The sequence below is a fragment of the Micromonospora narathiwatensis genome (assembly GCF_900089605.1).
GTDB lineage: Bacteria > Actinomycetota > Actinomycetes > Mycobacteriales > Micromonosporaceae > Micromonospora > Micromonospora narathiwatensis.
Genome location: NZ_LT594324.1, coordinates 4,727,947 through 4,746,970 on the forward strand (window position 1 = coordinate 4,727,947; position 19,024 = coordinate 4,746,970).

Below are 19,024 nucleotides of genomic sequence, written 5' to 3' on the forward strand. Positions count from 1 at the left end.
CGGCGGGTGGCCTCAGCCGGCCGGCGGGCGTACGGGTGGCGCGGTGAGTGACTCCACCGGGCGGGGCGTGCTCTCGGCGGGCCGCGGGTCGACCGGCGGGGCGAGCCGGTCGGGGCGGGGTACGCCGCCGAGACCGGACTCCTCGGCGGCGATCTTCTCCTGGAGGCGGAGGATGCCGTGCAGCAGCGCCTCCGGGCGGGGCGGGCAGCCGGGCACGTAGACGTCGACCGGGATGAGCTGGTCGACCCCCTTTGTCACCGAGTACGAGTCCCAGTACGGGCCGCCGCAGTTGGAGCAGGCGCCGAAGGAGATGACGTACTTCGGCTCGGGCATCTGGTCGTAGAGCCGCTTGATCGCCGGCGCCATCTTGTCGGTGACCGTGCCGGAGACCACCATGAGGTCGGCCTGCCGGGGGCCGTGGGCGAACGGGATCACCCCGAGCCGCATGAAGTCGTGCCGCCCCATGCTGGTGGCGATGAACTCGATGGCGCAGCAGGCCAGCCCGAAGTTGAACACCCAGAGCGAGTAGCGGCGGCCCCAGTTCAGCACGAACCGGATCGGCTCGCCGAGCACCGCCGGCAACTGCACCTCAAGCCTCCCTTGTGTGTCCCCGACATGACAGTCAACCACAGCGGCGGAGGTCGTCACCGGCGCAACCGCAGCCGGCATCGACGCGTGTGACCGGCGTGGGCCGCGACGGCGGTGACCCTGCACGGGGAGGATCAGATGACGATGACGAGGGAGCCGCGGCTCGGCGAGCCGCCACCCGGGCTCGCGACCGGACAGCCGGGGCGGCCGGAGCAAGCCGGCGAAATCGACTTCGACGGCTTCTACCATGCGCACTTCCGGTCGTTGACGCTCCAGCTCGCCGCCTACTGCGGTGACCTGTCGCAGGCGCAGGACCTGGTCCAGGAGGCATTCTGCCGAGCGTTCGCCCGCTGGTCGCGGGTGTCCCGATACGACGACCCGGTCGCCTGGTTACGCCGGGTCGCCTGGAACCTCGCCGCCAGTCGCTGGCGCCGGCTGCGGACCGCCCAGTCCTGGCTGCAACGCCAGCGGGAGGAGCACGTGCCGGGGCCGGGGCCGGACCGGGTGGCGCTGACCGTCGCCCTGGCGCAGCTGCCGACGAGCCTGCGCCGGGCCGTGGTGCTGCACTACCTGGCCGATCTCTCCGTCACGCAGATCGCGCAGCAGGAGGGCGTGCCGGAGGGCACGGTCAAGTCCTGGCTGCACCGGGGCCGGACGGCACTGGCGGCGCAACTGGCCACCACTAACGAGGTGAACGACCATGACTGAGATCGACGACATCATGATCAGCGGCGAGTTCGCCGCGTTCCGTGAGGCGTACGCCCCGACTGTCCAGCCGGCCGGAACGGCCGCCGTACGGGAGACGGTCCGTCGCCGTCGCCGGCGCACGGCGGTTGCCACCGCAGCGGCCGTGGTGCTCGCCGTGGCGATCCCGGTCGCGGCGAACGCGGCCCTGGACGGGCGCTCCGGCCCGGCGCCCGTGCCGGCGGAGAGCGCGGACCCGACCCCGTCGGTGACCACTCCATCGCCGACCTCTCCGTCGCCGACCCCGTCCGCGACGCCGAGCACGGCAAGTCCCACCCCGGGCGCGCCGGACGGTCGGATCAGCCGTGCCCAACTCCTCGCCGCCCGCGTCGACCTGCCGAACTGGCCGTCGTACGTCGAGAAGACCTGCACGACGGCGCAGGTGCGGCTCGTTCCTGGGCCGGTGACCAGCGGGAAAGCCGTGCCGGCGTTGCTGGGCGAGCCGGGCTACGGCGACCTGGACGGTGACGGCGCGGCCGAGACCGTCGCCCTGCTGGGCTGCCGCATCGGTGAGGCGCAGGCGAAGCAGTTGGTGGCTTTCGACCGGGACGCCACCGGCCGGATCACCACGATGGGCCAGGTCGTCGGCACCTTCGACGAACTCCCGGACATTACCGGGTTCTCGGTGCAGGCCGACGGGAAGATCCGGGCGCGCGTGGGCAGCATCCAGCCCTGCTGCGACACACCCCAGTGGTGGGCGCAGCAGCAGTGGCGGACGTACGCCTGGACCGGCGACCGGTTCGACCAGTCCGCCGGGCCGACGAAGTTCGGGACCGACCCCCGGCTGACCGACCTCACCCTGGTAGCGGGCGACCTGGTCCTCAACCCGCCGGACGCCGACGGAAAGCAGGCCGCTTCACTCACGGTCACGGTGACCAACAAGGGGCCGGTGGACGTGGCGCACGTCGGGTTCGACTACCTCACCACCGTCGGGGAGTTGGCAGGCGGCGACCTGTCGCGATGCCGGATGGTGACGACGTCCGGTACCGACACCTGTCTCCTGGGCAGCCTGCGGTCCGGCGCGCAGCGGACGTACACCTTCCGGTTTCTGATCGACCCGGCCCTGGCGGCCGATCCGCCGACGGTGACGGTCGTCCACTACGACGCGCAGGACCGGAACTGGCCGGATCTGAGGCCGGAGGACAACCACGTCACTCCCCGAAAGCCCGGGTGAGCGCGGCTCCCCTTCGGAAGCCGCCCACTCACATCGGGCCATCACGTCACTTTCCCGACAAAGGCCTTCGCAGCCGGCAGCCGGATGCCGGTCACCGTCCGCTACGGCAACGACGCCCCGTCGTTCCACCTCGACGTCGAGGCCGCTCTTCCGGCGGGCGTCGCCGTCCACCACATCGAGCCGCAGGACATGCCGAGCTTCCCGGACTGGTTCACGGTGCCGGGCGGCCGGTTCATGCCGGGCGAGGAGCGGACCGTCGACGTCATCCTCAGCGCGCCGACCGGGACCCCGGCGGGCGTACTGGGCACCGGCTCGTACACGGTGACCGGCAACTACTGCTACTGCGCGCCGGTCGAGGACGTCAACCCGGCCGACAACACCACGTCGTTCACGGTCAGGGCGGCCGGCTGACCAGCCCCGGACCGAAGGCGGCCCGCCCGGAATCCCGGGCGGGCCGCGCTGTTCCGCCGCCTCAACTAAAGGCGAGACCGGTGGTGTGCGGCAGCCAGTAGCCGAGGTACGCCCCGGCGGTGACCTGGTAGCTGAGCCGGCCGTTCACCCAGGCGGTCGCCCCGAGCGGCGCCACGGACGCCTTCGAGAAGGTGATCCGCCTGGAGCCGGTGACCGTGCCCTTGCTGTTGTACGCGTAGCCGGTGTAGGTGCCGGGCTGGAAGGAGAGCACCCGGGTCGGGGTGTACCGGTGCTCCACCGCCCTGCCGAGCAGCACGCGCTGGCCGTACGCCTCGGGCACCAGATAGCCGGCGAGTGCCCCGTTGGTGATCTGGTAGTAGATGTTCCGGCCGTACACCCGGGTCCGCGAGTTGGCGAGGGCGGTGGAGGCGCGGCTCAGCTTCAGCGTCTTCTGCGCGGTTATCCCGCCCTTGCTGTTGAACTTGTAGCCGACGTGGGTGCCGGCCGAGAAGGACACCGTGCCGTTCACCGCCGGAACCGGGTAGTCCGACCGCAGCGTGTAGGCGTAGGTGGCGAAGGTGCCCGAGTGGGTCATCTCGTAGAGCTTCAGGCTCTGCGCGGTGTGGATCTGGTGGTACTTGAGGTGTGGGCTGGCGCAGCCCATCGAGTAGTTGCTGGCCCACCGGGTCACCCGGAAGTGGGTCGGCACGTAGCGGCGCACGGTGCTGGCCGCCCCGTCGAAGACGGCCACCGCCCGGTCGTCCTTGGTGAGCCGCCAGTAGTCGTAGACGCCGTACAGGGCGAAGATGTGGCCGTTGAGCACCCGTTCACCGGTGGTGCCGGCGGTCACCGGGTACTCCTCCAGCCAGAGGTAACCGTTCGGATCCACCCAGCTGCCCCAGGGCGCCTTGGTGCTGGGCGCCAGGGTCAGGCTCAGGAAGGTGTTGTCGGCGGCGGTCCGCCACTTCTCGTCCCCGGTCAGCTCCGCCAGCCCCACGAAGAGACTGAGCAACTGCCCCTGCGCCATCCCGCTGTACCACGGGGCACGCAGCAGCGCACGACCGGCGCACCGGCTGAGATCGAAGTCGTACGGGTAGAACCAGGCGTCCTGCGACTCGACCCTGCGGTCCACATTGCGCTGCGCGTTGGCGATCGCCCGGTCGAGGAACCGCTTGTCCTTCGTGGTCCGGTACGCGGCGAGGTTCGACAGGCCCCACTGCGCCTGCGCGACCGGATGATCCCAGATCTTGCCGGCGAAGCTGAACATGCGTACGCCGGCGGCGTCGTGCAGCCCCCGGTCCACCAGCGGGGCAGGGCTGTTGTTGGTGGGCTGGGCCGCCAACGGCAGATCCTTCGGCAGGTGCCCGTCCCGGGCGTACCCGGTCACCCCGGGCGCCTCGGCGGTGCGGACCGACCGATGTTGCCGCTGCTCTTCCTTGACCTTCTTGACGTCCCGGGACGGCAGCCGTGGCGTGCCCTCGGCAACCGGGTCCGGGCTCCACCCGGTGTCGGGCACGGACACGTCCGGGGACCGGTCCACACCGGACGATGCCGCCCGGGCGGCCGTGACGGGCGTCAGACCGAGCAGCGCCCCGGCGGCGAGGACCGCCACGGCCCTCCGGACACCACCCGGCAGGGAACCAGATGCCATGCGAACACCCCCGTGTTATCGGCACAACCGGAGGCTATCCAGGAAATGCCGGATCGAACCGGCCCCGATTCGCCTGACCTGGCGGCCGAACGGACGACCCGCGTCACCAGGTCGGCCGCTGGAGCAGGCCGACGAACTCGGCCAGCAGCCGCTCCCGCAGCCGCACCGGCACGGCGTCGAGCAGGGCGTTCACCACCGCCGTCCGGTCCGGCAACGGCCCGCCGGCCGGTGTGGTCGCACCGGTCCCGCCGGCCGGTGCGGGCGAGCCGGGGCCGTCGGTCGTCGAAGCGGCGGGGTCCGCGCCGAGGCCCAGGCCGGCGGCGAGTCCGGCGACCAGTTCGGGGGTGAGCGCCTCCGGGGTCAGGCTTCCGGCGAGCGCGAGCAGTTCCGCCGGCAACACCACCGGACCGGCGGCGCGGGCCGCCGCCGCCGCGTCGGCCAGCGCCGGGGCGAAGTCGGCCACCCGGGGGGCCACCGCCGCGGTCACCGTCAGGTGCACACTGGCCGGCAGACCGGCGTACGCGAGCTGGGGCTGGGTGTGCCAGCCACGGGCGGTCAGCTCGTCGACCAGCACGAACAGGTCGAGGCCCGGGTCGTCGCTGGTGAAGCAGACCACAGTGGACTCCGGCTCGGCCAGCAGCCGCAGCCCGTCGACGGCGCGTACCGCATCGGCCAGCCCGGACACCGCCTCCCGGGTCAGCGCCGCCAGCCGCAGGTAGCCGTCCTCGCCCAGGTGGCGCAGGGTGGCGTACGCGGCGGCGATCGGCCCGCCCGACCGGGTCGAGGCGATCACCGGGTTCACCATCGTGTACCCGGGCCAGTCGGCGTACGCGAAGTACTGCGGGGCACGCAGCCCGGCGTCCCGGTGCAGCAGCACCGACACCCCCTTCGGGGCGTACGCGTACTTGTGCAGGTCGACGGAGATCGAGGTGACCCCGTCGACGGCGAAGTCGAACGGCGGCACCGGCGCGCCGAGGCGCCGCAGCCAGGGCAGGGTCCACCCACCGAAGCAGGCGTCCACGTGGCAGCGGATCCCGGCCGCCGCCGCCACCGCCGCGATCTCCGTCACCGGGTCGACGACGCCGTGCGCGTACGCCGGGGCGGAGCAGGCGACCAGCACGGTCTCCGGCCGGATCGCGGCGGCCACGTCGGCGACCGCCGGGCGCAGGGTGGCCGGGTCCACCGGTACGGGATCGAGCGCCACCCGCAGGTAGTGGGCCGCCTTGGCGAAGGCGGCGTGGCCGCTGACCGGTACCACGATTCGTGGCTCGGCGAGGTCCGGCCGGGCGTCGCGGGCCGCCTTGACGGCCAGGATCAGCGATTCGGTGCCGCCGCCGGTGACGCTGCCCACCACGTCCGGCGCGTTCGTGCCCGGGCCGCCGCCGAGCAGCCGGGCAGCCGCCCCGACCAGGGCGTTCTCCATCGCCAGCAGGGACGGGAAGGCGGTCGGGTCGAGCCCGTTGACGTGCGCGCTCTCCCCGTACGCGGCCCGGGCCAACTCGTCCAGCCCGGCCACTCCCGGGTCGTAGACGTACGCGAACAGCCGCCCGCCGTGCGTCGGCCGGTCGGCGGCCCGCAACGCCCGGATCTCGTCGAGCACCCGCGCCGCGGGCACCCCCTCGCCGGGCAGCGCCCCCTCGTCATCCATCATGGACTTCTGGCGCCTTCCTTATCCTGATCAGCGGCTTTTGTTCGCGACCACCTTTCCGTGGCCGGCGATACGGGTAGGGCGGGTAGGTGGTAGGCGCGGAGCAGGATGACGGGGAGCGCGACCAGCAGGGCGGGTAGGACGGTGAAACCGAGAAGGACGCCCAGGCGGGCACCCTCGGTCTGCGCGGCGGCGACCCCGGTCGACGACGAGACGTACCCGGAGAGCTGGAGGACCAGGCCGTAGAGGCCGGGACCGAGGGCGAGGCCGAAGGTCTCCCCGGCCGTCCAGAGCCCGGTGAACACGCCGGCCTGCCGCCGGCCGGTGCGGGCGGTGTCGTACGCGATGCAGTCGGGGAGCATGGCCAGCGCGAAGACCTGCTGGCCGGCGTAGCCGACGCCGATCAGCGCGACCACCGCGTAGACCCCGGCGGCCGGGAGCACCGGTGCGGCGACCAGGGCCAGCGCGCCGGCCGCGAAGAGCAGCGACGCGGCGACCAGCCCCGCCCGCTTGCCGGCCCGCGCGCCGACCCGGGTCCAGATCGGCATGACCAGCAGCGCCGGCCCGACGAAGCAGGCGAAGAGCAGGGTCGGCCCGGTCCGCGGGGCGTGCAGCACCTGGTCGGCGAAGTAGCTCACCCCGGCCAGCACGGTCGCCACCCCGGCGGACTGCACCACGAAACAGATCAGCAGCGCCCGGAACGGCCGGTTGCGGCCGGCGACCGCGAGTTGGGCGCGCAGGCTCGGCTCCGTCTCCCCCACCGTCCCGGTCGGCGCGGAGCGGGTGCCGAGAAACACGCCCAGCGTGCCGACCGCGATCAGCGCGGCCACGAAGAGGCCCATCCAGCGGTGCCCCGGCACGCCGTCGCCGCCGGCGGCCACCACCGCCGGGGCCACCGCGCCGGAGACCAGGATGGCCAGCGCCAGCACCGCGATCCGCCAGCTCATCAGCCGGGTACGCTCCGCCGGGTCGCCGGTCAACTCGGCCGGCATCGCCACGTAGGGCACCTGGAAGAAGGCGAACGCGGTCGCGGTGGCCAGGAAGGCGAGTGCCACGTACGCCCCGGCGGCCGGGCCGGCCCCGAACGGCGCCATGAAGATCGCGGCGAACAGCCCGGCCAGCGCCAGCCCGCCGCCGAGCAGGTACGGCCGGCGCGCGCCCCAGCGGGAGCGGGTCCGGTCGGAGATCCGCCCGGCGACCGGGTTGACCAGCACGTCCCACGCCTTGGGCAGGAGCACCAGCACGGCGGCCACACCGGCCGCGACGCCCAGCGTGTCGGTGAGATACGGCAACAGGAGCAGCCCGGGCACGGTCCCGAACGCCCCGGTGACCAGGGAGCCGAGCGCGTAGCCGGCGTGCACCCGGCGGGGCAACCGCCCGGCGGGTCCCGAACCCGTCCCGCTCATGGTGCCGAATGCTACTCACGTTATGGCGTGAGTCACATCCCCTCCTCCGGTGACCAGGCCGCCGCCGCCATGTCCACCCCGGACGGCCGCAGCGGACAGCCCTCGGCCCGCAGCCGGGCCCGCGCCTCCACCTCGTGCCCCGGCGGCAGCCGCCCCGCCGAGTTCACCACCCGGTGCCAGGGCACCGCGCCGCCGTGCCGGGCCATGATCGAGCCGACCAGCCGGGCCGAGGCCCGCCCCGAACGCTCGGCCAGCGCGTCGGCCACCGCCCCGTACGACATCACCCGGCCCGGCGGAATCCGCTCGACCAGATCGAGCACCGCCTCGACGTACTCGTCAGGTGTCATGACCGGCCACGATATGGGAACGCGCCGAGGTCCGGTGGAGTGCAGCGCGCAGAATGGTCGGGTGCGCGAAGCAGTCAACTCGGCCCGGCGGATCGTGGTCAAGATCGGTTCCTCCTCGCTGACCACGGCGACGGGCGGCCTGGACGACGCCCGGGTCGACGCGCTGGTCGACACGCTCGGCGCGCTGGCCGGCGCCGGCCGCGAGGTGGTGCTGGTCTCCTCCGGCGCGATCGCCGCCGGCCTCGCCCCGCTCGGCCTGCCCCGACGCCCGCGCGACCTGGCCACCCAGCAGGCCGCGGCCAGCGTCGGGCAGGGCCTGCTGATCGGCCGGTACGCGACCAGCTTCGCCCGGCACGGGCTGACCGTCGGGCAGGTGCTGCTCACCGTCGACGACGTGACCCGGCGGGCGCACTACCGCAACGCGTACCGGACCCTGCGCAAGCTGCTCGACCTGCGGGCGGTGCCGATCGTCAACGAGAACGACACGGTGGCCACCGAGGAGATCCGGTTCGGCGACAACGACCGGCTGGCCGCGCTGGTCGCCGCGCTGGTCGACGCGGACCTGCTGGTGCTGCTGTCGGACGTGGACGCGCTCTGGACCGGCAACCCGGCCCGCCCGGGCAGCACCCGGATCACCGAGATCCACGGCGAGGGCGACCTGGTCGGCGTCGACATCGGCGGCGCGGGCCGGGCCGGGGTGGGGACCGGAGGCATGGTCACCAAGGTCGAGGCGGCCCGGATCGCCACCGGCTTCGGCATCCCCGTGGTGCTGACCGCCGCGCCGCTGGCCGCCGACGCGCTCGGCGGCGAACCGGTCGGCACCTTCTTCCACCCGAGCAGCCGCCGCCCGGCCGCCCGGCTGTTCTGGCTGGCCCACGCCACCGCGCCCCGGGGACGGCTGCATCTCGACCCCGGCGCGGTGCAGGCGGTGGTGGGGCGACGCAAGTCACTGCTCCCGGCCGGGATCATCGCGGTCGACGGCGCGTTCACCGCCGGTGACCCGGTCGACCTGGTGGACGCCGAGGGCGCGCCGGTCGCCCGGGGCCTGGTCAACTACGACGCGGTGGAGCTGCCCGGGCTGCTCGGCCGCTCCACCTCCGAACTCGCCGCGGCCCTGGGCCCGGCCTACGAACGCGAGGTCGTCCACCGCGACGACCTGGTGCTGCTGTGAATCCGGGACGCCTGCCCGTCCCACTGATGCCTGAGGAGTGCAGGATGAGCGTCGTCGAGCAGGCCCGGCGGGCCCGGGACGCGGCGGAGGCCCTCGCGGTCGCCACCCGTACGGCGAAGGACGCCGCGCTTCACGCGATGGCCGACGCGCTGGTGGCGCGTACCCCGGAGATCCTGGCCGCGAACGCGACGGACCTGGCGGCCGGGCGCGAGGCCGGACTGACCGCGGCCGTGCTGGACCGGCTGGCCCTCGACGCCGGCCGGGTGGCCGGCATCGCCGACGCGCTGCGCCAGATGGCCGCGCTGCCCGACCCGGTCGGCGAGGTGGTCCGCGGCTCGACCCTGCCCAACGGCCTGGAGCTGCGGCAGGTCCGGGTGCCGTTCGGGGTGGTCGGCATCATCTACGAGGCCCGGCCCAACGTGACCGTGGACGCGGCCGGCATCTGCCTCAAGTCCGGCAACGCGGCGCTGCTGCGCGGCTCCTCCTCGGCCGCGCACTCCAACGCGGCGCTGGTCGCCGTGCTCCGCGACGCGGTCGCCGGGGCCGGCCTGCCGGCCGACGCGGTGCAACTCCTCGACGCCACCTCGCGGGACTCGGTCAAGGAGCTGATGCGCGCCCGGGGCCTGGTCGACGTGCTGATCCCGCGCGGCGGCGCGTCGCTGATCCGGACCGTGGTCGAGGAGTCGACCGTGCCGGTGATCGAGACCGGGGTGGGCAACTGCCACGTCTACGTGGACGCCGCCGCCGACGTCGCCAAGGCCGTGGCGATCGCCCTCAACGCCAAGACCCAGCGCCTCTCCACCTGCAACACCGCCGAGTCGCTGCTGGTCCACGCGGGCGTCGCGGACGCCTTCCTGCCCGCGATGCTGGCCGCCTTCGCCGACGCCGGGGTCACCGTGCACGGCTCCCCGGAGGTCGCGGCCCACTCCGACGCGGTCGTCCCGGCCACCGAGGAGGACTTCGCCACCGAATACCTCTCGGCCGACATCGCCGTCGCCGTCGTCGACTCGCTCGACGCGGCGGTCGCCCACATCAGGCGGTACGGCACCGGCCACACCGAGGCGATCGTCACCGACTCCCAGTCGGCCGCCCGGGAGTTCGTGGCCCGGGTGGACGCGGCGGCGGTGATGGTGAACGCCTCCACCCGGTTCACCGACGGCGGCGAATTCGGCTTCGGCGCGGAGATCGGCATCTCCACCCAGAAGCTGCACGCCCGGGGCCCGATGGGGCTGCCCGAGCTGACCAGCACCAAGTACGTGGTCACCGGGGACGGCCACCTGCGCTGATCCAGTCACTGGGCGCCGGCCGGACCGCCGACGACGGTCCGGCCGAGACCGGCCGGTCAGGCCGTGGGCGTGGCGGGATCCGGGGATACGCCGCGCTCCGGGGACACGACCGGCGCCGGGCGTTGCGGCGGCACCCGGGGCGGTGCCGGCAGCGCGGCCGGCTGCGGCGACACGAGCGGCGCACCGGGCAGCGGGGCCTCGGGCCCGACCGGGCGGCAGGCGCGAATCGCGCGCAGCGTGGTGTGCACGTCGAACTGGTGGCCGTCGTCGCTGTCCCAGCCGCCGTCGCTGCGCTGGGTCTCGGCGAGCCGGTTGCGCGCCGAGACCAGCAGCCACTGTTCCTCGCCCACCTCGACCCGGCGCAGCGTGGCGGCGAGCCAGGCCACGTCGGCCGCGGACAGCTGCGGGATCCGGTCGGCCAGCACCGCCTGGATCCGGGCCGACTCGTAGTACATCTGCTGGCGGTGCAGCACGGCCGCGGCCAGCCAGCCGGCCGGCAGGAAGGACGGCCAGCTCCCGTCCGGGGCTAGCTGCGCGGCCAGCCCCTGGGCCGCCGCCTGCACCACCCCGGCGTACGCCCCACCGACCCGGTGGTCGAGCGGCCCGGCGGCGCGGGCGTCCAGCCCGGCCACGGTCAGCCAGAACCCGGCGTTGGCGGTGAGGTAGAGCCGTGCCTCCGGGTCGCCCGGGGTGGCCCACTCGGGGGCGAACCCGGCCAGCGACGGGTCCTCGTCCCAACCGCCGTCGGAGAGCTGCGAGGCGGCCAGCCAGTCCAGCGCGCGCCGGGCGGCCGGACGGCTCAGCGCGCCGAGGTCGTCCAGCTCGGCCAGCCGGAAGCAGGTGGCGTCGACCGAGGCCACCTCACCGTCGAGCATCGCCGGCCAACCGCCGCCGGGCACCTGCCCGACCTCGGCCGCGTCGAGCAGGTCGGCCGGCACCGGGGCACCGGTACGCAGCCGGGAGAGACGGGCGCGGTCCACCGCGTCCCCATGCGCCACGACGAAGCCGATAGCGGCGTCCAGATCGACCACGACGGAGACGCTACCTGCAGGAACGCGGCCACGCCTCGGTAGCTCGGCCAGGGGTGAACCGGCCCACCGGCGATACCCGAAGGGCCCTCCCGGCAGCCGGGAGGGCCCTTCGGGCGACGACTCAGTACGCCGGCAGCGCCGGATCGATCTGCTTGATCCAGGAGAGCACGCCACCCTGGACGTGCACCGCGTCCCTGAAGCCGGCCGCCTTCAGCGCGGCGAGCGCCTCGGCGGAGCGGACGCCGGACTTGCAGTGCAGCACGATCTGCCGGTCCTGCGGGAGCTTGGCGAGCGCCTCGCCGGAGATGATCTCCCCCTTGGGGATGAGCGTCGCGCCGGGGATCCGGACGATGTCGTACTCGGCGGGCTCACGAACGTCGACCAGGAAGATGTCCTTGCCGGCGTCCTGCCACTCCTTCAGCTCCAGCGCGGTGATGGTCGAGTCGACCACCGCCACCTGCGCCTCCACGGAGACCGCGCCGCAGAAGTCCTCGTAGTCCTCCAACAGGTCGGTGACCGTGGGGTTCTCGCCGCAGAGCACGCAGTTCGGGTCCTTGCGAACCTTGATCTTGCGGTAGCTCATCTCCAGGGCGTCGTAGACCATCAGCCGGCCGACCAGCGGCTCGCCGATGCCGGTGAGTAACTTGATCGCCTCGTTGACCTGGATCGACCCGATGGACGCGCAGAGCACGCCGAGCACGCCGCCCTCGGCGCAGGACGGCACCATGCCGGGCGGCGGCGGCTCCGGGTAGAGGCAGCGGTAGCAGGGGCCGTGCTCGGCCCAGAACACTGACGCCTGGCCGTCGAAGCGGTAGATCGAGCCCCAGACGTACGGCTTGCCGAGCAGCACCGCCGCGTCGTTGACCAGGTAGCGGGTGGCGAAGTTGTCGGTGCCGTCGACGATCAGGTCGTACTGGGAGAAGATCTCCCGGACGTTCTCCCGGTCCAGCGCGGTGTTGTGGATCTCGACCTGGACCAGCGGGTTGATCTCGCGGATCGAGGCGGCGGCCGACTCGGCCTTGGACCGGCCCACGTCGGATACGCCGTGGATGACCTGACGCTGGAGGTTGGACTCGTCGACGGTGTCGAAGTCGATGATGCCGAGGGTGCCGACGCCGGCGGCGGCGAGGTAGAGCAGGGCCGGCGAGCCGAGACCACCTGCTCCGACGCAGAGCACCCGGGCGTTCTTCAGTCGCTTCTGCCCCGCCACCCCGACGTCCGGGATGATCAGGTGGCGCGAGTAGCGACGGATCTCGTCTACGGTCAGCTCGGCGGCGGGCTCGACGAGCGGGGGCAGCGACACGGTGGACTCCCCGGGATCGGCGGTGTGACCGCGCCATTGTCGCTCGGCGCGGCGTCGATCGGCCATGATGAGGGCCACCCAACCCGATATGCGGGAGCGGGAATATCTCAGACGCCGTCGGTCGGCTCCCCCTCGTAGCGGATTCCGTCGAGGTACGGCCAGGCGTTCGCGACGCAACCGTCCAACCCGTACGTCTGTTGCTGCATCACCGGGGCGGGCTCGCCCGGCCCGGGGCAGGCCTGGTGCAGCTCGCCGAACTCGTGCCCGACCTCGTGGTTGATCACGTACGTCCGGTAGACGTCCAGCGGGGCGCCGTAGTCCGGCACCGCGTCCATCCAGCGGGCCAGATTGATGATCACCTTGCCGGGCAGCCGGCAGGAGGTGTACCGCTCGGTGGCCAGGCCCCCCTCGGCGCACATCCGCTCGGAGGTGACCGGGGTGGCCAGGTAGATGGTGAAGTCGGCGGTGGCCGCGTCGGTCACCCGCTGCACCCGCAGTTCGTCGGAGGCGATCCAGCTCCGCGGATCGCCCAGCACCGCGTCCACCGTGGCGGCGAACTCGTCCGCGTCCTGGCCGGCGTCCCGCTCGACCTCGATCCGGTAGCGGCGCAGCGATCCGTCGTACCCGCGTACCGGGGAGCGGCTGTCGGCGGTGGCGAACCGCCCGGAGCCCTCGGTCGGGTACCCGCTGGGCTGCGTCCGACCGCCGGCGCCGACGCCGTGCGCCAGCCGCGGGTCGCCCGCCGCCACCGGCGGCGGGTCGGTGGGCCGGCGCACCAGGTCGGCCACCCCGGTCCCGGCACCGCCCGCCGCCAGGAGGGCGACCACGAGCAGGACGGTACGGCGACGGCGGCGGCGCATCCGGCGCAACCCGGGGCGGACCGGCGGGGCGGTGCCGGGGTGGACCGGCGGCCGGTCGAAGTCGAGCCGAGCAGGCTCACCCGACCCGCGTCCGGCGGGCCGGCGGTGAACCGGACGGCCGTCACCGGTCGCCGGGAGGTCGGGGTCGACAGGCGGGTCGGAAGGGGACGACGACGTCATGGCACCAGCGTGCCATGCAATTCGGGCATTTAGCCGCTTTTACCGCGTCTTCCGCGAAATACTTCTCATCGCCACGATCAGGTCTTTCACACCGAAGGGCCGGTGTACCGCCTGCCGTCGAGGTACGGCCACGGGTTCGGCCGGCAGCCGTCGAGGAAGAGGGTCTGCTGCTGCATCACCGGCGCCGGCCTACCCGCCCCGGGACACCGCTCGTGGTGGTGACCCAACTGGTGGCCGACCTCGTGGTTGATCACGTAGAGCCGGTACGTGTCGAGTGGCATCCCCGCCGCGACCAGATGCGGCGCCGAGGTCCGCCACCGGTCCAGGTTGATCACCACCTTGCCGGGCACCCGGCAGGACGTGTACGGCACCCCGCCCACGCGGATGTTGATGCCACCGCCCAGACACAACCGGCCGGCGGTGTCCCGGGTGGCCAGGTAGATCGTGAAGTCGTACCGCCCGCCCGGTGCGACCCGCTGCAACCGGAGCGCGCCGCTGTCCACCCAACTCCCCGGCCCGGCCAGCGCCCGCTGCACATCGTCGCCGAAGGCGTGGACGTCCTCATCGGAACCGTCCTCCACCGCCACCCGGAAGCGTCGCAGCACCCCCGCCCGGCCGAGCACTCCGCCCGCCCGGTCGTCGTACGCGAAGCTGCCCCCGCCGTGGGTCGGCACCGGGCCGGGCAGGCTCAGCACCGGCGCGGGCGTGGTCGGGCTCGGCGTCGGCGACGGGCTCGCCGGAGCGGACGGCGTCGCCGGGGCGCTCGACGGCGTCGGCGGAACGCTCGACGGCGCCGACGGTTGCGCCGTCGTGTCGTCGCCGACCAGCACCTCGGCGAGGGCCGACGGCCGTTGCAGCGCCATCGGGACGGCGATCCCGGCCGCGGCCAGGAACGCCAACATCACGATCATCGGCCGCCAGCGGCGGCGGGCGGACGGACGACGATTCCGGGTGGAGTCGGGGCGGACGGAAGCGGGCCGAACGCTGCTGCGGGGCGGATGAGCGGAGGCGGGCATCCGGCTCAGCCTGCCATGTCACGCTCGAACGCGCCGTCCTCCGATCCGGCTAGCATGCGCTCCGGTGTGTCCGACGACACACCCTCCCGCGCCTCGGCGAGCAACGCCAGCACCGCCCGAGCCACGGTGCGCGGCACCTCCAACTGGGCCACGTGACCCACCCCGTCGAGCATCAACAGCCGGCTGTCCGGGATCACCCGGGCGGCCTGCGGCGCCACCCGGACGTCGACCAGCCGGTCCTGCCGTCCCCCCACCACCAGCGTCGGCACGCGCACCGCCGCCGCCATCCGCCACAGCGAACCCGAGCCCGGCAGGTACGACCGGAGGAAGCTGGAGACCAGCCCACGGAAGGTGCGGAGGTACGCGGCGGCGTAGTGGGTGGCCTCGTAGCGGATCCGGATCTCCTCGATCGCCTCCCGCCGGCGCTGCTCGCTGATCCGGGTCAGGTCGGCGATGCACGCCTCCATCACCTGCTGGGCCGCCACCTCGGGGGCGAGCTGCACCAGCCGCCGGGCGGCCAGCCGCTCCCCCCGGGGGATCGCCAGCAGCGGCAGCATCCGCCCCTGCAACGAGCGGCGGAAGTCCAGGAACGGCAGCGCCGGGGAGATCAGGGTCAGCGTCCGCACCAGGTCCGGCCGCAGCGCCGCCACGCGTACCGAGATCGCCCCGCCCAGCGAGTTGCCGAACAGGTGCACCGGGCCCCGGTCGCCGTGCTCGATGAAGCGGATCACCCGGTCGGCGAAGGCCGGGATGGTGTACCGCCGGCCGGGCTCGCTGCGGCCGAAGCCGGGCAGGTCGATCGCCTGGCCCGCCAACCGGTCGGCAAGCAGCCCGGCCAGGTCCGTCCAGTTCTGCGAGGAGCCGCCGAGGCCGTGCACGTAGAGCGCCGGCTCGGCCTCGGGGGCGGTGGCGGGGGTGTCCCGCACGTACGTCACCGTGCCGTCGAGGCGTACCGCCCGGCCCGGCCAGGGCGGTGGCAGGTGGGGCGCGGGCAGGACGTGTTCCGGCCAGAGGGCGGCGCGTTTCATGGCTCCAGTGTTCCCGCGCCACGGCCGACCGGCACCGCATCCGCTCAGGCGAGCAGCGCCTCCAGCCGGCGGTTCACCGCGGCCAGGGTCGCCCGGACCACCGCCTGCCGGGGATCCCCGGCCGCGACCAGGGCGGACCCGGCGAGCTGCTCGACCCAGCCGTCGCAGACCAGCAGCACCACCACGGTGGCCACCTCGCAGTTGCCGAACGGCACCACGGCGGCGTGCTCGACGAAGCACCGCCCGCGTTCCCCGTCCGGGGCCGCCCGGCCGAGCAGCTCGTCCACCGCCGCCGCGGCGGCGACCGCGCAGAGCCGCAGCACGTACCCGTCGACCGCCGGCCCGGTGGAGTGGCCGTCCGCCGTCCGGTCGCCGGCGATCAGGCGTACCTCGACGGTGGCGTCGAGGCCGAAGGTGCTCACCTGGACGTGGTCGATCACCACCCGTGGCCCCGGCACTCCGCCGGTGTCCAGCGGTCGCGAGGGCGCGGTCTCCGTCGTGGTCATCTGCCCACCGGAGTACGACGTGCCGAGGGTGGCCGGGCTGCCGGTGGCCGCGCCGGAGGCCGGGACGGTGGCGAGCGACGACTCCTCCACGGCCGCCCGACCCCGGTGTACGGAAGCCGGCCGGCGCCGGCGCGGCGGCTCGCCGCCCGGTTCCGTACCTTCGGGCGCCTCGGCGACCCGGCCGGTCCGCGCCTCGGGCGGGCTGAAGCGGCCCTCCCCGGCCCGATTCTCCGCGGCCCGGTTCTCCGTGGCCGGGTTCTCCGGAGCCCGGTTCTCCCCGGCCCGGCCCAGGGCTGTCCGCGCGGCACCCGGCCGCTCCTCCACCGCACGCGGCTCGCCGACGCGCGGCTGGGCCGGCCGACGACGGACCGGGGGCGGCGGGACGGCCGGGGCGCCGGGCAGGTTCTGCGGTGCGGCGGCCAGCCCCATCCGTTCCTGGAGCAGCCGGGCCACCACCCGGCTCACCTCGGCCGGGTCGGCGCCGTCGGCGAGGTCGAGCCGGAGGCTGTGCGCCCCGGCCGGGGTACGGCGCAGGGCGGCGTCCCGCACGCCGGGGACCTCGCGGACGGCGTCGAGGATGGCGTTGACGTCGAAGCCCTCGGGCCGCTCACGCGGCGGCGCCGGCTCGTCGTCGCGGCGCAGGTGGGTGGCGATGCGGGCGAGTTCCGGGGTTTCGGCGGACGGTTCCACGGCGGGTGGCTCCGGCACACCGGGCACATCCGGTTCGGCGGGAACGCGCTGCGGCAGCACCGCCGGCGCGGGCTCGGCCGGTTGGGCATCGGCGATCGGCTCGGCCCGCTGGGCACCGGCGATCGGCTCGGCCGGCTGGGCGGCCGGCGGCACCGGTTCGGGCGCCGCCCGGCGGGCCGCGTAGGGCGGCGCGCTCGTCGGGGTGGTCGCGGGGTTGCGGTCGAAACGGGTCGCCCCGCCGGCGGCGGGACCGGCAGGGGACGCGGGCAGGCCGGGCGGACCGGCGGGCGGCTCGTCGGCCACGCCGCGCGGTCGGTACGGCCCGGCGTCCCGCGCCTCGCCCGGTCGCACCCCGGGCGGGGCGTAACCGGTGGACGCCGGGTCGTATCCGGTGGCCGGAGTGCCGGGCGCCTCACGGGGGACCGGCGGAGCACTGGTCGGGGTGGTGTGCGGTGGCGTGCCGAACGGGGTCACCGGCACCGGCGGCCCGGCCCAGGACGGCCGCTCACGAGTCTCCCGCCCCGCCTGGGGCTCCGCCTCAGCCCGAGACGCCTCGTACGCCGCCTCGGAACGGGGTGCCTCGTACGCCGCCTCGGAACGGGGTGCCTCGTACGACGGCTCGGAACGAGGTGCCTCGTACGAGCGCGGCGGCTCAGGCGCCCACTCGGCGGCGCGCTCCGCATGGGCTCGGCGGCCCGCCGGCTCGTCCTCGTGCGATCGTCGCCCGGCAGGCTCGTCCTCGCTCGCGCGGCGGCCGACGGGCTCGTCCTCGCCGGCCCACCGGGGCGCCCAGCCGCCGCCCCAACTTGGCGGATTCCAGTTCGGTTCCTCGGCCGGCACCGGCCCGCGCTCGCCGCCCGGCCCGACGCGCCGGTCGTCGGCCGATGCGGCGCGCGGCTCCTCGGCGGGGCCCCGGCGCTCGGCCACCGGGCCGGTGTCCCGCTCGGCGGGCGGCCCCGCGGGTGGCGGCGCGGGGCGCTCGGCCCAGCCCTGCGACCGCGACGGCGGCTCGGCCGACGGCTCCGACGACGCCCGATCGACCCAGCCCTGCGACCGCGACTGCGGCTCGGCCGACGGCCCGGACGACGCCCGGTCGGCCCACCGTTGCGACAGCGACGGCGGCTCAGCCGACGGCCCGGACGACGGCCGGTCGGCCCACCCGTGCGACGCCGGTTCTGCCGGTGGCTCCGACGCCCGGTCGGCCCAGCCCTGCGACAGCGACGGCGGCGGCTCGGCGGCGGCCCGCTCGGCGGTCGGGGCGTGGAGGCCGGGCGGCACCTCGAACCCGGAGGCGGCGGCGCCGACCGGTGGCACCTGGAGGGCCGGCGGCGCGGACGACGGGACGGCCCCCTCCGCCCAGCGGGTGGCCCGGCCGCCCGGCGGCTCGTCCGAGGAGTGCCGGGCCGGCCCGGCCTCCGCCTCGGCGGGTGGTGGCTCGTTCGCCGGGGCCGGCCGCTGAGCCGGTACGACCAGCCGGTCGCCGTCGGTCTCCCGGCGCGGCTCGTCGAGGGGCGGGGCGCTCACCGACGCCTGGCGGTTCACAGGCGGTTCCTCCCCGGCGTGCGGCACGCCGTTGACGTGGCGACCGTTGACCCGGCCCGACGGCGCCTCGGCGGGCAGCCCGGGCAGCGGGGCCGGCAGGTCGCCGTGCCGGGGCGACGACGCACCCCAACCGGTGGTGACATCGGGACGTGGCCAGCCGCCGGGTGCCTCCGCGCCCCGTGCCCAGCCGGTCGCCGGGGGCGCCCACCCGCTGCCGGTACGTGCCAGGTCGTCGTACTGACCCGTCCCGTCGCCGTGCTCTCCCGGGGTGGCGGCTCCGGGTTGGCCTGATTCACTCACCGTGCGCTCCTTGGTCGCCCCCGCTGAGGCTACCGTGTGGTGACAGTGGCGATAAGTTACAGCGGCGGGCCAATTCCGCGACGGGTTCACGAACCCTGACCGGTTCGGGTGATAAGTGCCGGCTCGTACGATGAAACTCGGA

15 protein-coding genes and 1 pseudogene are annotated in these 19,024 nt (G+C 74.5%); 5 read left to right on the forward strand and 11 right to left on the reverse strand.

The genetic code is table 11. From position 1 onward, the window contains the following. Positions 1–12 precede the first annotated feature (12 nt). Complete coding sequence (locus tag GA0070621_RS20585) at positions 13–588, reverse strand: NADH-quinone oxidoreductase subunit B (protein ID WP_091198432.1); 576 nt, start codon at positions 586–588, stop codon at positions 13–15. 138 nt (positions 589–726) lie between these two features. Between GA0070621_RS20585 and GA0070621_RS20590 the strand changes: the two genes are divergently transcribed. From GA0070621_RS20590 to GA0070621_RS20600, 3 genes are all read left to right on the forward strand, one after another. After that, the gene (locus GA0070621_RS20590) at positions 727–1,296 is read left to right on the forward strand and encodes a SigE family RNA polymerase sigma factor (RefSeq protein ID WP_091202661.1); all 570 of its coding nucleotides are present in this window, start codon (positions 727–729) and stop codon (positions 1,294–1,296) included. Further along, on the forward strand, positions 1,289–2,506 hold the full coding sequence (locus GA0070621_RS20595) for a hypothetical protein (protein WP_091198435.1): 1,218 nt from the start codon (positions 1,289–1,291) through the stop codon (positions 2,504–2,506). The genes GA0070621_RS20590 and GA0070621_RS20595 overlap by 8 nt, the downstream gene beginning before the upstream one ends. Positions 2,507–2,590: 84 nt before the next feature. Beyond that, the gene (locus tag GA0070621_RS20600; protein ID WP_167667098.1) at positions 2,591–2,917 is read left to right on the forward strand and encodes a hypothetical protein; all 327 of its coding nucleotides are present in this window, start codon (positions 2,591–2,593) and stop codon (positions 2,915–2,917) included. A gap of 61 nt (positions 2,918–2,978) precedes the next feature. Here the strand turns inward: GA0070621_RS20600 and GA0070621_RS20605 are convergent, their stop codons facing one another. From GA0070621_RS20605 to GA0070621_RS20620, 4 genes are all read right to left on the reverse strand, one after another. Beyond that, positions 2,979–4,568, reverse strand: coding sequence for a D-glucuronyl C5-epimerase family protein (locus GA0070621_RS20605; RefSeq protein ID WP_091198437.1), 1,590 nt, complete (start codon positions 4,566–4,568; stop codon positions 2,979–2,981). A gap of 103 nt (positions 4,569–4,671) precedes the next feature. Next, positions 4,672–6,216 (reverse strand): pyridoxal phosphate-dependent decarboxylase family protein, encoded by a 1,545-nt coding sequence (locus GA0070621_RS20610; RefSeq protein WP_091198439.1) that lies wholly within the window; start codon positions 6,214–6,216, stop codon positions 4,672–4,674. After that, positions 6,216–7,622 carry an MFS transporter gene (locus GA0070621_RS20615; RefSeq protein WP_091198441.1) on the reverse strand — a complete coding sequence of 469 codons (1,407 nt, stop codon included), beginning with the start codon at positions 7,620–7,622 and terminating at the stop codon, positions 6,216–6,218. Before GA0070621_RS20615 ends, GA0070621_RS20610 begins: the two co-directional genes overlap by 1 nt. Positions 7,623–7,654: 32 nt before the next feature. Then, positions 7,655–7,969: an MGMT family protein gene (locus GA0070621_RS20620; protein WP_091198443.1), complete on the reverse strand. Its 315-nt coding sequence runs from the start codon at positions 7,967–7,969 to the stop codon at positions 7,655–7,657. A 13-nt stretch (positions 7,970–7,982) separates the two neighbouring features. On the opposite strand from GA0070621_RS20620, the gene proB reads away from it, so the two are divergent. Further along, positions 7,983–9,140 (forward strand): glutamate 5-kinase, encoded by a 1,158-nt coding sequence (proB, locus tag GA0070621_RS20625; protein ID WP_091198446.1) that lies wholly within the window; start codon positions 7,983–7,985, stop codon positions 9,138–9,140. A 44-nt stretch (positions 9,141–9,184) separates the two neighbouring features. Then, positions 9,185–10,426 (forward strand): glutamate-5-semialdehyde dehydrogenase, encoded by a 1,242-nt coding sequence (locus GA0070621_RS20630; RefSeq protein ID WP_091198448.1) that lies wholly within the window; start codon positions 9,185–9,187, stop codon positions 10,424–10,426. Positions 10,427–10,638: 212 nt separating this feature from the next. Here the strand turns inward: GA0070621_RS20630 and GA0070621_RS20635 are convergent. The 6 genes and pseudogenes from GA0070621_RS20635 to GA0070621_RS20660 all read right to left on the reverse strand — a co-directional run. Then, positions 10,639–11,508: pseudogene (locus GA0070621_RS20635) on the reverse strand (hypothetical protein); the annotation flags it as partial. 70 nt (positions 11,509–11,578) lie between these two features. Beyond that, entirely contained in the window at positions 11,579–12,826 is a 1,248-nt protein-coding gene (moeZ, locus tag GA0070621_RS20640) for an adenylyltransferase/sulfurtransferase MoeZ (protein WP_197673918.1), read from the reverse strand. Between the two features lie 41 nt (positions 12,827–12,867). Further along, positions 12,868–13,587 carry a DUF3152 domain-containing protein gene (locus tag GA0070621_RS20645; protein WP_167667102.1) on the reverse strand — a complete coding sequence of 240 codons (720 nt, stop codon included), beginning with the start codon at positions 13,585–13,587 and terminating at the stop codon, positions 12,868–12,870. A 299-nt stretch (positions 13,588–13,886) separates the two neighbouring features. Next, positions 13,887–14,711 (reverse strand): DUF3152 domain-containing protein, encoded by an 825-nt coding sequence (locus tag GA0070621_RS20650; RefSeq protein ID WP_091198451.1) that lies wholly within the window; start codon positions 14,709–14,711, stop codon positions 13,887–13,889. A gap of 110 nt (positions 14,712–14,821) precedes the next feature. Beyond that, positions 14,822–15,844: an alpha/beta fold hydrolase gene (locus GA0070621_RS20655; protein WP_091198453.1), complete on the reverse strand. Its 1,023-nt coding sequence runs from the start codon at positions 15,842–15,844 to the stop codon at positions 14,822–14,824. Between the two features lie 44 nt (positions 15,845–15,888). Then, entirely contained in the window at positions 15,889–18,318 is a 2,430-nt protein-coding gene (locus GA0070621_RS20660; RefSeq protein ID WP_407940355.1) for a hypothetical protein, read from the reverse strand. Positions 18,319–19,024: the final 706 nt, after the last annotated feature.

What these genes read in the sequence shown, in the direction of transcription:
- GA0070621_RS20590 (WP_091202661.1), top strand. Translation starts at nt 727, where the DNA reads ATGACGATGACGAGGGAGCCGCGGCTCGGCGAGCCGCCACCCGGGCTC.
- GA0070621_RS20595 (WP_091198435.1), top strand. Translation starts at nt 1,289, where the DNA reads ATGACTGAGATCGACGACATCATGATCAGCGGCGAGTTCGCCGCGTTC.
- GA0070621_RS20600 (WP_167667098.1), top strand. Translation starts at nt 2,591, where the DNA reads ATGCCGGTCACCGTCCGCTACGGCAACGACGCCCCGTCGTTCCACCTC.
- GA0070621_RS20605 (WP_091198437.1), bottom strand. Translation starts at nt 4,568, where the DNA reads ATGGCATCTGGTTCCCTGCCGGGTGGTGTCCGGAGGGCCGTGGCGGTC.
- GA0070621_RS20610 (WP_091198439.1), bottom strand. Translation starts at nt 6,216, where the DNA reads ATGGATGACGAGGGGGCGCTGCCCGGCGAGGGGGTGCCCGCGGCGCGG.
- GA0070621_RS20615 (WP_091198441.1), bottom strand. Translation starts at nt 7,622, where the DNA reads ATGAGCGGGACGGGTTCGGGACCCGCCGGGCGGTTGCCCCGCCGGGTG.
- GA0070621_RS20620 (WP_091198443.1), bottom strand. Translation starts at nt 7,969, where the DNA reads ATGACACCTGACGAGTACGTCGAGGCGGTGCTCGATCTGGTCGAGCGG.
- proB (WP_091198446.1), top strand. Translation starts at nt 7,983, where the DNA reads ATGGGAACGCGCCGAGGTCCGGTGGAGTGCAGCGCGCAGAATGGTCGG.
- GA0070621_RS20630 (WP_091198448.1), top strand. Translation starts at nt 9,185, where the DNA reads ATGAGCGTCGTCGAGCAGGCCCGGCGGGCCCGGGACGCGGCGGAGGCC.
- moeZ (WP_197673918.1), bottom strand. Translation starts at nt 12,826, where the DNA reads ATGGCCGATCGACGCCGCGCCGAGCGACAATGGCGCGGTCACACCGCC.
- GA0070621_RS20650 (WP_091198451.1), bottom strand. Translation starts at nt 14,711, where the DNA reads ATGATCGTGATGTTGGCGTTCCTGGCCGCGGCCGGGATCGCCGTCCCG.
- GA0070621_RS20655 (WP_091198453.1), bottom strand. Translation starts at nt 15,844, where the DNA reads ATGAAACGCGCCGCCCTCTGGCCGGAACACGTCCTGCCCGCGCCCCAC.